The organism is Lactobacillus gallinarum, assembly GCF_002160635.1.
In the GTDB taxonomy this organism is placed as follows: domain Bacteria; phylum Bacillota; class Bacilli; order Lactobacillales; family Lactobacillaceae; genus Lactobacillus; species Lactobacillus gallinarum.
Map to the genome: position 1 here is coordinate 1 of NZ_NFKZ01000040.1, position 11,589 is coordinate 11,589.

The following is an 11,589-nucleotide window of genomic DNA, read 5'->3' on the forward strand; positions in this document are numbered from 1 at the left end:
TAAGTAGAAACACGACCATAGAGAATAGTCTGACGAGGAGTATGTTTATTTTTAAACAACCAAACCGAATCATCGTCAAACTCAAATTGACCTGTTGGCTTTTGAACAGCTTTAATAAAGCCTTTTTCACGATAACGCTTCAAAGTTGAACGGCTAATTTGAAGTATTTCCATTACTTGATTAGCTTTCATAGTTTCACCTCCTTGACTAAAATTATATCATATGTATTCAATAAATAGGCGAAAGTAAAATAAAAAGATCATATTATTACATCAAGACTAATAATATGATCTAATTTAGTTAATTATTTCTTACTATATAATTGCTACTACTTCTAATAAGGTGACGGATAGAGATATTCTTTATACTTTTACTTCAAATATTGATGGTAAGGAAGATATATCTGCTTCGCTTTCTATTCCTGTATTTATCGATCCTAAAAATGTCTCTAATGATTCACAACAAGAGCTTGAGACAAACATTGGATCGAAAACTTATAGTAAAGATGTAAATGTAAAGTATCGTACATTTAATAATGATATTCAATCTGAAAATTCAAATCTAAATGGTGAATCCTTTATAGATAAAGTTAATCTAGATAATAATACTTTTAGACATACTATTTATATTAATCCTCTAGGCAAAAGTATTGGTGATGAAACGGTTACTATATCAAATTGCCCCAAGACAGATTCAGAAGTAAATTATAATAATCATGTCACAAAGATTAAAATATATGAATTAAATAATCAGAATTCATTTCCAACTCAAAGTATGTATTTTGATCCGGACACTGCAAAGGATGTCACAGATGCCTTAGCAGGAAACATGCATTTTTATGGTAATAAACTATATTTAGAGTTACCAGGAAATGATCCATATGATAGTGGTAAATATAATGATAAAAAGTATGTTGTTCAGTACTCAACCACCTTTAAACCTAAAAAAGATATTCAGACAAGTGTACTTTTCGGTACTACCTATTATAAATATGGAGATCCGCAGGCTTGGACAGATTTATATTATTGGGATAACGCGAACAGTTTATATCGTTCTTTGCAGGAAGCTACAAGTAGTAAAGTAGGATACTTCCAAGAACATGATATTTATGAAACTGTTGATCCAAAAGGCAATGTGATCTCAGTAGATGATCGCACAGATGGTGATGTAACTAAAGGTAACTCCAAAGAAAGTTATGGTACTAGTGGTAATCCAAGAGATGGTTATGAATTTAAGACTGTTCAAGATGAAAAGAACAATCCAGGCTATGATGCCACAACGCACAAGACGAGTGGTAATTATCAACCAGGTAAAAAGGTAGAAATTACATATGTTTGGGTTAAGACGGAAAAGCCAGGGAAAGTAGTAGTTCACAATATTTATAAAGATTATAAAGATGGTAAGTTAGTCAACACCACCACTCCGGATTACGCTAAAGATGTCGCTAATGTTAAGAGTGGTACATCTAAAGAAAGTTATGAGGTAACTGGCACTTTCAAAGATGGATATAAGTTAGTGAAAGTCGTTCCTGACAATGAGAATCCTGTATCGGATATGACAACCGATAAAAATAGTAAAATTACCAGTGGTCACTATGTCGCAGGTAAAACATTAGTTGTAACGTATATTTGGGTTAAGGATACTAAGAGCCCAGAGCCAGTTGTACCAACCCCAAGTGAGCCAGAAGTACCGAAGAAACCTAGTGAGCCAACTAAACCAGAGCCTAAGGTCCCTGAAGAGCCTAAGACGCCAGAACCTTCTGAACCTTCGGAGCCTGTTAAGAAAGTTCATAAAAAGCATGTTGTTCACAAGAAACATCAATCATGGAATAAGAATAGTGGGATACATGCTGAAAAGCAATGGAATGTAAATAAAGGGCCACATGCTGAAAATAATCGCTGGACTAATAACTACGTACCACAAGGGGAAAGCTGGTCTAATGATTATAAACCATATGGTGAGAACAGCATACAAAGCAAAGTGGTTAATGAATCAAGTCATAAAACATTACCTCAAACAGGAGAAAGACATAGTATTATGACTATTATGTTAGGTTCTTTACTTGCTGCAACTGGATTAATGGCTTTGTTCATAGATGATAAACGTAAGAAAAATTAAAGAATAAATCCTTAATAATGTAAAAGAGATTGAATATCTGCGTTATAAAAACGTTAGATATATCAATCTCTTTTTAGTTTATAATCGTAATTTTTTCTACCTAAAACGCTCTTTCTTCAACTAAATGCCCATAGCTACTCAAAATACGTGTTAAATCGATCCATTGCAGACTAATCGTTTTAGTATTGTCATTAGGGTGCACACCAACAAAATTATTTTCTTCCATCGCTTCTTGATCAATGACTAATGGAATTGTATTAGTCTGATCGTTTAAAAGGCTGAACGGAGATACTAAACCTCTTTTTACCTTTAATTTGTTCATTAATTCATCTTCATTAGCCATAGTTAAACTAGAAGTAAATAATTCTTTTTCTGCTTTCTTCCAATCTATTTTTTTATTTTCAGGAAGCATTATTAAAAAATATGATTTTTTATCTCGCGTTTTAATAAAAAGATTTTTACATTTAACGAAAGTTCTATCTTTTAAATATTGGTCTGCTTCTTCACAGGTTGAGACCGCAGGATGAGTAAATGTCTGATAAGTAACATCATGCTTGTCTAATAAACTAAGTAATTCTTTGCTGTTCATAAAGTTTTTCCTTATTAAAAAAGCCAGGAAAAATCCTGACTCCATTTTATTATTTACGTTTTTGCTTACCCTTATTGCGGTTACGTAAGTCTTGGTGCAATTCCTTCTTTGCTTGACTAGTAGTGCTATTACCAGAATTAGTATCAAACAAATCGGCAACTTTTTCTTTAGTAACTACAATTTCAACCGGCTTATCCTTTAATTCATCAGCCACATGTTTCTTAACGCTAGGTGTAAGTATGAAGGTAACAATGATTTGTTGAATAATCATTACTAAGTTACCGGCTGCCCAGTATAATGCTAAAGCGCCTGAGAAGGATAAACTGAAGAATAAAGTCATAATTGGGTTGAAGATCATCATTGATTGCATGGTCTTCTTTTGTTCTTCAGGAATACCGATTAATGAAATGTATCCTTGAATTACCGTAAAGATAGTCGCAACAATCGCTAACACAACTGACTTTTGACTAAGTGAAATGCCAAAGAAAGTTGAGTGAGCCAATTGTGGTGAGTAGAATACCGCTTGATAAATTCCCCACATAATTGGCAACTGAATGATCAATGGCAAACAACCAATCCCGCCAGTTAATGACATTTCATTCTTAGAATAAAGTTCTCTTTGCCAACCTGACAAGGTCATTTGTTGTTGAGGAGTAATTCCTTTATGCTTCATTGCAGTTTGGATTAACTTCATTTGTGGTTGCAAACGAGCCATCTTTTCTTGTTGACGCACACTCTTGTTTTGTTGAACAAGCATTAAAGGCATTAAGATTAAACGAACAACGACGGTAATAATCACAATACCCCAACCTGCGCCGTTGTCACCACCGACCATATGAGCCGTGTGAATCATGATATTTTGTAATGGTCGGCCTAGCCATTGGTAAACCCAACCATAAATGCCACTATGAGGTGCAACATTAGGATTATTTGTAGCACCACAAGCACTTAATACAAGAGCAGTAACTACTAAAAGTGCTAAGACTCCCGTATATTTTTTGATTTTCTTCATTAAATAAATCACCACTTAGTTTCTATAGTAAATAAAATATGCATCTCTAATATAATACATGAAAATCATGCATTTGTTCCACATTTGGGATAGATTCTTGTGCAATATTTTCAATATGAGCGAATCCTGATGCAGATGGTAGTTTTTCAATAAAATGATCAATTTTATCGGGAGTACTTTGTAAGTAAATAGTAACAGTGCCATCCGAATTATTTTTAACAGTACCAGGGATGTTCATTTTATTTGCTAGTGCCATAGTGCTCCAGCGAAAGCCAACGCCTTGTACTAAACCAGAGACAGTTAATTTTCTTGTTTCCATAGTATTTTCCTTCTTAAAAATCAATTTCATTTTTAATTTTAACATGTTCCATGCTCATTATACTTTATAATAGAAAAGGATTAAAAAAGGAGAAACATATGCAACAAATTAGTTCAGTTAATAATGCAACGGTTAAAAAGTTAGCTAAGTTAAAGCAGAAGAAGTATCGAGATGAAGAAGGCCGCTACTTAATTGAAGGTTTTCATTTGTTTGATGAAGCCATTAAATCTGGTAAAAAGTATCAATATCTTTTGGGTACTGAAGAAGCTCTCGATAAGGCAGAGGAAGACTATGATGTCGATCTAAGTGGTAAGAATGTAATTTTGATCAATAAAGCGATTGCGCGTCATTTAAGCAGTACCAAGAATTCACAAGAAATTTTTATGGTACTAAAAATTGATCAACCTCGTGAATTTCCATTTAATTATGGTAAGTGGGTTTTACTTGATAATTTAGCAGACCCAGGTAATGTTGGAACAATCATTAGAACAGCTGATGCAGCTGGCTTTGATGGGGTGGTACTTTCTCCAGAAAGTGCAGATTTGTATAACCCTAAGACCCAGCGAGCAATGCAAGGCAGCCAATTCCACATTGATTTGATTAAGCGTGATTTGGCTGATGTCATCACTGATTTTCAAGATGCGGCAATTCCCGTTTATGCAAGTATGTTAGATAAGACTGCTAAGCAATTGCCTGATTTTGATAAAGTACCACAACTTGCTTTAATTATTGGTAATGAAGCTCATGGTGTTAGCTCTACGATTGCCAGCTTAAGCGATGAAAAACTGTATATTCCAATTAAAGGTAAGGCAGAATCCTTGAATGCGGCCGTAGCAGCAGGAATTATGATTTATTACTTTGCATAGTACTTGTATTTAGTAAGTGAATTTCATATAATAACTTATGGTCAGAGTAAAGCAAAAATATAATATATGGTTATGGAGGAATTTACTTATGCAAGAAGTCAAAGAAAAAAAGGAGAGCGCTCCTTGTAAACCCGGAGACTACGAATTATGTGGTCATTTTATCAATGCTTTTCAAATAATTGGCAAAAAATGGAACGGCTTAATTATTAGTTCATTATGTGATACAGAAGATATGCGTTTTAAAGACTTGGCTCGCTGCATTGAGGCATGTTCAGATCGAGTTTTAGTAGAACGACTTAAAGAACTCGAAAAAGATGATATTGTTAAAAGAAGTGTTGATAAGGAGACAGGGATTATTTTCTATGGTTTAACTGAAAAAGGGGCAGAGCTTAAACCAGTCTTTGATCAAGTACATAATTGGGCCGATAAATGGGCTTAAAGACTTGCAAGAACAAGCAAAAAGAAATATCATAATAGTTAATTACTGAGATCAAGACTAGTAACAGTTAATTATCTGAACAGAGAATCTTCTTTAATAAGCTGAAAGAGAAGATAGAATAGTTAATTGTGAATTTCATCTTGGGAGTAGAATCTAATCAATTCCGGTATTTCACCGTTAACGAAAACTTGAGTGTGGGCAGATAATGTCCAAACTAGGGTGGTACCGCGACGCTTCGTCCCTATTGAGGGACGGAGCTTTTTTGTTTTGAAAGGAAAGAATTAATGGACTTATTTGATAAGTTAAAAGAGCTTCATGAGCAAGGTCTTGAAGAAATCAAAAAGGCTACTGATGAACAGACTTTGAATAAAGTCAGAGTTGAATTAGTTGGACGTAAGGGTGAATTAACTAAGATTTTGCACTCTATGCGTGATGTTGCACCAGAAAACAGACGCGAAGTCGGACAAAAGGTTAATGAACTACGCGATTTATTTAACAAGCAATTAGATGCTACTAAGGCTGAAATCGTTAAAGCAGTTTTAGTAAAAAAGCTTGAAGATGAAAAAATTGATGTTACTTTGCCAGGTCGTGAAGGACATTTAGGTTCAAAGCACCCAATTAATGTTATTTTGGATGATTTGGAAAGTTACTTTATCGGTATGGGTTACAAGGTAGTACAAGGTCCTGAAATTGAAACTGATCACTACTGTTTTGAAATGATGAATTTGCCAAAGGATCACCCAGCACGTGATATGCAAGCTACTTTCTACATTGATAGTGAAGACTTGCTTAGAACCCAAACTTCAGGTGACCAAGCAAGAGTGTTAGAAAAACATGATTTTTCTAAGAGTCCGCTTAAGATGGTTGGTCCTGGTAAGGTATACCGTCGTGATGATGATGATGCCACTCACTCACACCAATTCATGCAAATGGAAGGTTTAGTAGTAGATAAGAACGTTACAATGAGTGATTTAAAGGGTACTCTTGAAATGATTGCTAAGCATGTCTTCGGTCAAGATAGAGCTACTCGTCTTCGCCCAAGTTACTTCCCATTCACTGAACCATCAGTTGAAATGGACGTATCTTGCTTTAACTGTGATGGTAAGGGCTGTCCAATTTGTAAATACACTGGTTGGATCGAAGTATTAGGTGCTGGTATGGTTCACCCTAACGTATTAGAAAATGCTGGTATTGATTCAACTGTTTATGGTGGTTTTGCCTTTGGTTTAGGATTAGACCGTTTTGCAATTTTGAAGTACGGTATTGACGATATTCGTGATTTCTACACTAACGATGTTCGTTTCTTGAAGCAATTCCGCAAGGAGGAAAATTAATTTATGTTAGTTTCATACAATTGGTTACAAGATTTTCTTAATTTAGATCAAGATCCTCACGACTTAGCTGAAAAGATTACCCGTACTGGTGTTGAAATTGCTGACGTTAAGCATCCAGAAGAAGGACTTAAGAAGTTAGTTGTCGGTAAGGTCCTTGACTGTAAGGGTGTTGAGGGTACACACCTTCATTTAACACATGTTGACGTTGGCGAAGATGAACCACTTCAAATTGTTTGTGGTGCTCCTAATGTTGCTGCAGGTGAATTAGTAATTGTTGCTCTTCACGGTGCCCGTATTGCTGGCAATGAAAAGATCAAGAAGGGCAAGATTCGCGGCATGGAAAGTTACGGTATGATCTGTGGCTTGCAAGAAATTGGCTTCAGTGACAGCGTAGTACCAGAAGAATTTGTTGATGGAATCTATGTCTTCCCAGAAGATGCAGACGTTAAGCCAGGTCAAGATGTTTATGAAGCACTTGGAATGGATGACTACATTTTAGACTTCGATATTACGCCTAACCGTGCTGATACCTTAAGTATGGAAGGCTCAGCTTATGAAGTTGGTGCAATTGTTGATCAAAAGCCTAAGGTAGAAGATGTTTTCTTAAAAGAAGATGGTCCTGACTGGACAGATTCTCTTGATGTTAAGGTTGATGAAAAGTTAGCACCTAAGTTTTACTTACGTAAATTAACTGGCGTTAAGATTCAACCATCACCACTTTGGATGCAAAGACGTCTTTGGAATGCAGGAATTCGCCCAATTAACAATGTAGTTGATGTAACTAATTACATTATGCTTTTAACTGGTCAACCAATGCACGCCTATGATGCTAAGACTTTCTCAAATGGAAAATTAGAAGTTAGATTAGCTAACAAGGGTGAAAAGCTTACTTTATTAAATGAAAAAGAAGTAGATCTTGATCCTAATGATATCGTTATTACTGATGGTGAAAAGCCTGTAATGATGGCTGGTGTCATGGGTGGACTTAACTCAGAAATTACTGCTGAAACTACTGATGTAATTTTAGAATCCGCAATTTTTGATCCTACTTTGGTTAGAAAAGCTGCTCTTCGCCATGCAAACCGTACAGAAGCTTCTAGTCGTTATGAAAAGGGCGTTAACTGGGATGGAACTGAAAAGGCAATTAACATGGCTGCACTCTTGCTTAGAAATGATGCAGATGCAACTGTAGATGAAGGCATTATTAAGGCAACTGACACTAAACGTAAGCCAGTTGTAGTTAAAACTACTGTTTCATACATTAATCATGTTTTAGGTACTGAAATTTCTGCTAAAGATATGATTAAGATTTTTGATCGTTTAGGCTTCATGGTTGAGCACGATGGCGATAATATTGCAGTCCATGTTCCAAATAGAAGATGGGATATTGCTATTCCTGCCGATTTAGTTGAAGAAGTTGGTCGTATCTATGGTTACGATAATTTGAAGTCAACTCAACCACTTTTGGCTGAAACTCACGGTGGTTACTCAGAAAAAGAAGAAATGATGCGTCGCATGAAAGCTATTGTCGAAGGACAAGGCTTAATGGAAGCTATTTCTTACTCATTAACTTCACCAGAAAAGGCTGTTCGCTACACTAAGGATCCTAAGGATTTAGTTAAGGTTCAAATGCCACTTAACTCAAGTCGTTCTGCTATGCGTGAAAACTTGATGACTGGTTTAGTTGATGCAGCTAGCTACAACTTTGCTAGAAAGCAAACCCAATTGGCATTGTTTGAACAAGGCCGTGTTTATGATCATGATGGTGGAACATTTAATGAACATGAACATTTAGCTGCTTTATATTCAGGCAATACCTTTGCTGAAAACTGGCAACACTTAACCCAAAAAGTGGACTTCTACTTTGTAAAAGGTCAATTGACTAACCTATTTACTGCAATTGGCATTGATCTCGAAAAGGTAGTCTACAAGGCTGAAGGCATCAAAGGGATGCACCCAACTAGAACCGCTGCTATTTACATTGATAAGCAATATGTTGGTATGATCGGTATGATTGCTCATGCTGTAACCCTTGCTGACAAGGCTCTTCGTGGTTCAGAACTTTATGGTTATGAAATTAACCTAGATGTAATTATTCCTATGCTTACTAAGGGCATGACTGCTACTCCAGCTCCTAAGTTCCCAGCAATTGAACGTGACCTTTCATTGTTAGTCAATAAAGATGTAACTAACCAAGAAGTTGAAAATGTCATTAAGTCTAATGCTGGTAAGTATTTGACAGCTCTTAAAGTAATTGATGTTTACGAGGGTAGTCACATTGAAGTTGGCAAGAAGAGTATAGCTTACAGTTTAACTTTCTTGAATAGAAAGGATACTTTAACTGATAAGGTCGTAAATAATGCAATGGACAAGATCAGAGCAGGTCTTGAAAACGATCTTGATATTAAAGTACGTTAATGGTTGACTTTAATGGTGTAAACCAATATCATTGATCAATGCAAAGAGAATTTAATTTCTGAGGAGTTAAAATAATATGCCTGAAAAATCTTATCCAATGACTGCTGAAGGTAAAGAAAAACTTCAAGCAGAATTAAAGAATTTAAAATTAGTTAAGCGTCCAGAAGTTATTGAACGTATTAAGGTTGCACGTTCATTCGGTGACTTATCAGAAAATTCTGAATACGATGCAGCTAAGGATGAACAAAGTCACGTAGAAGACAGAATTGCTCAAGTAGAAGACATGCTTAAGTACGCACAAGTTGTCGATGCTGACAGTGTTGATCCTAATGAAGTTTCAGTTGGTAAGACTGTTACCTATACTGAAGTTGGTACAGATGATGCTGAAACCTACACTATTGTAGGTAGTGATGAATCTGATCCATTAAATGGCAAGATCTCAAATGATTCACCAATTGCACAAGCACTCTTGGGCAAGAAGAAGGGTGAAACTGTATCAATTACCACTCCTGGTGGCCAATTTGACGTTGTAATCAACAATGTTGAAGCATAATAATTGAGAAGAGGAGTTAGGTAAAACTAACTCCCTTTTTGTTAGAAAGAAGGTTTTTAAAAATGAGAACAGTAGGAATTATCGGAATGGGTCATGTTGGTGCAACTGTCGCATATACTTTATTTACTCATGGCATGGTTGATGATTTAATTTTAATCGACAAAAATGAAGATAAAGTAAACGCTGAATACAATGATTTACATGATACTTTGGCTAGAAATGATAGTTATGTCAATGTAAGAAAGCAAGATTGGGATGGTCTTGAAGATGCCGATATTATTATTACTGCTTTCGGTGATATTGCGGCTTCAGTTAAGACTGGCGATCGTTTCGGCGAATTTGAATTAAATGCAAAAAATGCTAGACAAGTTGGTGCAGATATTAAGGAATCAGGCTTCCACGGAGTTTTGATCAATATTTCTAACCCTTGTGATGCAATTACTCAAATTTTGCAAGAAACTTCCGGTTTGAAGAAGAATCGTGTCTTCGGTACTGGTACTTTCCTTGATACTGCAAGAGTACAAAGGATTATTGGTGAAAAGTTAGGACAAGATCCACGTAATGTAGAAGGTTTTGTTTTGGGTGAACATGGTTCTTCTCAATTCACCGCTTGGTCAACGATCAGAGTTAACAATAAGATTGCTTTCCAATTATTTGGCGATGAAGAACAAGAAAAGATCAGTGAACAATCAAATAAGAACGCATTTGTTGTGGCAAACGGTAAAGGCTATACTAGTTATGCCATTGCTACTTGTGCAGTTCGTTTGGTTCAAGCTGTATTTAGCGATGCACGTTTATACTGTCCTGTTTCAGTTTATAATCCAGAATACAAGACTTACATCGGCTATCCAGCAATTATTGGCCGCGACGGTATTGAAGAAGTAATTGAATTGAAGCTTACTTCTGAAGAAAAGGAAAAACTTGAAGCAGCAGCTGATAAGATCAAGGAACACTTGGATCAATTGAAGAAAAAATAAAATATTGATTTAGATAAGAAGACGAGAAGTTACAATTGCGTAATTTCTCGTCTTTTTAATTTTTCCAAAAAAATTTTCGTCTTTTTTGCGTAATAAATAGTGGGAGGTAAATTTTGATTCTTATGTATATGAATTTGATAGTATATTTGCTATCATAGAAAGGAAGTAATGTGCGAAAAAAGCTAAAATTTGAAATGTACGAGCGTTTAAACGGTCATAATGAATTTTATGAGGATTTGAATTCATTGACAGTTAAGGAACAGGCAAAATTGTTATCACTTATTAAGCAAGTAGAGCTTAATGGTATAAGTGTCGCTATTCAGCAACATTGGGTAGGAGTAATTGATTCAAATATTTTTGAACTTAGGGCTAGATTCTCTAATAAACGGATGAGAGGTTTGTACTTTCACGTAGATGGTGACAAGTACATAATTACGCATGGTTTTACAAAAACGACCAAAAAGACGCCTCTTCGAGAAATTAAGCATGCTCATGATATAAGAAATGAATATTATGAAAGGAAAAATTATGAGTAAAAGTATTGATGATGTAATTCAAGAAAAAATGAAAAATCCGGAATTTAAAAAAGCATTTGAAAAAGATATGGCTCAGTTTAGTAGCTCAGTGGCACTTTTAAAAGCTAGAGAAGATGCGGGCTTAACGCAACGTGAACTAGCTGAAAAGGCTGGGGTACCTCAAAGTACAGTAGCTCGTATTGAACGTGGATACAGTACGAGTACCAAAACGCTTTCTAAACTTGCAAATGCAATGAATAAAACTATGAGAATTGTAATTTCATAATAATCAAAAAAGCCCACAACTTCTACAATTTGTAAAAGTTGTGAGCTTTTTCTTGTGTGTCGGGCATGACATTTCATCTAGTCTAGTGAAAGTCTAGACCACGGGTAGTTGTCGCCAAGTGTAGTGAACCACAAGCTGATAGCGGTGACGCTATGGGTGAAGG

At 35.6% G+C, this 11,589-nt stretch carries 13 protein-coding genes and 1 other annotated feature; of the genes, 9 read left to right on the plus strand and 4 right to left on the minus strand.

Features of this window, described 5'->3' with window-relative positions:
• Nucleotides 1–191 (minus strand): MerR family transcriptional regulator (locus tag B5E95_RS09405; protein WP_338034545.1); only part of this gene is annotated, 191 nt, incomplete at its 3' end.
• Between the two features lie 130 nt (nucleotides 192–321).
• Here B5E95_RS09405 and B5E95_RS11015 point away from each other — a divergent pair.
• Nucleotides 322–2,118 carry a fibrinogen-binding adhesin SdrG C-terminal domain-containing protein gene (locus B5E95_RS11015; protein ID WP_272867359.1) on the plus strand — a complete coding sequence of 599 codons (1,797 nt, stop codon included), beginning with the start codon at nucleotides 322–324 and terminating at the stop codon, nucleotides 2,116–2,118.
• A 100-nt stretch (nucleotides 2,119–2,218) separates the two neighbouring features.
• On the opposite strand, the gene B5E95_RS09415 is transcribed toward B5E95_RS11015, so the two are convergent.
• The 3 genes from B5E95_RS09415 to B5E95_RS09425 are packed head-to-tail and all read right to left on the minus strand — an operon-like array spanning nucleotide 2,219 to nucleotide 4,038.
• Nucleotides 2,219–2,707, minus strand: coding sequence for a YbaK/EbsC family protein (locus B5E95_RS09415; protein WP_087236422.1), 489 nt, complete (start codon nucleotides 2,705–2,707; stop codon nucleotides 2,219–2,221).
• A gap of 49 nt (nucleotides 2,708–2,756) precedes the next feature.
• Nucleotides 2,757–3,719 (minus strand): membrane protein insertase YidC, encoded by a 963-nt coding sequence (yidC, locus tag B5E95_RS09420; RefSeq protein WP_087176477.1) that lies wholly within the window; start codon nucleotides 3,717–3,719, stop codon nucleotides 2,757–2,759.
• Between the two features lie 46 nt (nucleotides 3,720–3,765).
• Complete coding sequence (locus B5E95_RS09425; protein WP_087236426.1) at nucleotides 3,766–4,038, minus strand: acylphosphatase; 273 nt, start codon at nucleotides 4,036–4,038, stop codon at nucleotides 3,766–3,768.
• 98 nt (nucleotides 4,039–4,136) lie between these two features.
• On the opposite strand from B5E95_RS09425, the gene B5E95_RS09430 reads away from it, so the two are divergent.
• The 8 genes from B5E95_RS09430 (at nucleotide 4,137) to B5E95_RS09465 (ending at nucleotide 11,426) form a co-directional block, all read left to right on the plus strand.
• Nucleotides 4,137–4,904: a TrmH family RNA methyltransferase gene (locus B5E95_RS09430; protein WP_025005332.1), complete on the plus strand. Its 768-nt coding sequence runs from the start codon at nucleotides 4,137–4,139 to the stop codon at nucleotides 4,902–4,904.
• Between the two features lie 88 nt (nucleotides 4,905–4,992).
• Nucleotides 4,993–5,343, plus strand: a complete 351-nt coding sequence (locus tag B5E95_RS09435; protein WP_087236424.1) for a winged helix-turn-helix transcriptional regulator — start codon at nucleotides 4,993–4,995, stop codon at nucleotides 5,341–5,343.
• Nucleotides 5,344–5,381: 38 nt separating this feature from the next.
• Nucleotides 5,382–5,589, plus strand: a binding site (T-box leader).
• A 38-nt stretch (nucleotides 5,590–5,627) separates the two neighbouring features.
• Nucleotides 5,628–6,677 carry a phenylalanine--tRNA ligase subunit alpha gene (gene pheS / locus B5E95_RS09440; protein WP_087176478.1) on the plus strand — a complete coding sequence of 350 codons (1,050 nt, stop codon included), beginning with the start codon at nucleotides 5,628–5,630 and terminating at the stop codon, nucleotides 6,675–6,677.
• Between the two features lie 3 nt (nucleotides 6,678–6,680).
• Nucleotides 6,681–9,095 (plus strand): phenylalanine--tRNA ligase subunit beta, encoded by a 2,415-nt coding sequence (pheT, locus tag B5E95_RS09445; protein WP_056945532.1) that lies wholly within the window; start codon nucleotides 6,681–6,683, stop codon nucleotides 9,093–9,095.
• 76 nt (nucleotides 9,096–9,171) lie between these two features.
• A complete protein-coding gene (greA, locus tag B5E95_RS09450) occupies nucleotides 9,172–9,648 on the plus strand; it encodes a transcription elongation factor GreA (RefSeq protein ID WP_014918467.1) in 477 nt (158 codons plus the stop codon).
• Between the two features lie 62 nt (nucleotides 9,649–9,710).
• Entirely contained in the window at nucleotides 9,711–10,625 is a 915-nt protein-coding gene (locus B5E95_RS09455; RefSeq protein ID WP_025005335.1) for an L-lactate dehydrogenase, read from the plus strand.
• Between the two features lie 194 nt (nucleotides 10,626–10,819).
• A complete protein-coding gene (locus B5E95_RS09460; RefSeq protein ID WP_087176497.1) occupies nucleotides 10,820–11,161 on the plus strand; it encodes a type II toxin-antitoxin system RelE/ParE family toxin in 342 nt (113 codons plus the stop codon).
• The gene (locus B5E95_RS09465) at nucleotides 11,130–11,426 is read left to right on the plus strand and encodes a helix-turn-helix domain-containing protein (RefSeq protein ID WP_087176480.1); all 297 of its coding nucleotides are present in this window, start codon (nucleotides 11,130–11,132) and stop codon (nucleotides 11,424–11,426) included. The genes B5E95_RS09460 and B5E95_RS09465 overlap by 32 nt, the downstream gene beginning before the upstream one ends.
• Nucleotides 11,427–11,589 lie beyond the last annotated feature (163 nt).

What these genes read in the sequence shown, in the direction of transcription:
- B5E95_RS09460 (WP_087176497.1), top strand. Translation starts at nt 10,820, where the DNA reads ATGTACGAGCGTTTAAACGGTCATAATGAATTTTATGAGGATTTGAAT.
- B5E95_RS09415 (WP_087236422.1), bottom strand. Translation starts at nt 2,707, where the DNA reads ATGAACAGCAAAGAATTACTTAGTTTATTAGACAAGCATGATGTTACT.
- B5E95_RS09455 (WP_025005335.1), top strand. Translation starts at nt 9,711, where the DNA reads ATGAGAACAGTAGGAATTATCGGAATGGGTCATGTTGGTGCAACTGTC.
- B5E95_RS09435 (WP_087236424.1), top strand. Translation starts at nt 4,993, where the DNA reads ATGCAAGAAGTCAAAGAAAAAAAGGAGAGCGCTCCTTGTAAACCCGGA.
- B5E95_RS09425 (WP_087236426.1), bottom strand. Translation starts at nt 4,038, where the DNA reads ATGGAAACAAGAAAATTAACTGTCTCTGGTTTAGTACAAGGCGTTGGC.
- B5E95_RS09430 (WP_025005332.1), top strand. Translation starts at nt 4,137, where the DNA reads ATGCAACAAATTAGTTCAGTTAATAATGCAACGGTTAAAAAGTTAGCT.
- pheT (WP_056945532.1), top strand. Translation starts at nt 6,681, where the DNA reads ATGTTAGTTTCATACAATTGGTTACAAGATTTTCTTAATTTAGATCAA.
- greA (WP_014918467.1), top strand. Translation starts at nt 9,172, where the DNA reads ATGCCTGAAAAATCTTATCCAATGACTGCTGAAGGTAAAGAAAAACTT.
- yidC (WP_087176477.1), bottom strand. Translation starts at nt 3,719, where the DNA reads ATGAAGAAAATCAAAAAATATACGGGAGTCTTAGCACTTTTAGTAGTT.
- pheS (WP_087176478.1), top strand. Translation starts at nt 5,628, where the DNA reads ATGGACTTATTTGATAAGTTAAAAGAGCTTCATGAGCAAGGTCTTGAA.
- B5E95_RS09465 (WP_087176480.1), top strand. Translation starts at nt 11,130, where the DNA reads ATGAATATTATGAAAGGAAAAATTATGAGTAAAAGTATTGATGATGTA.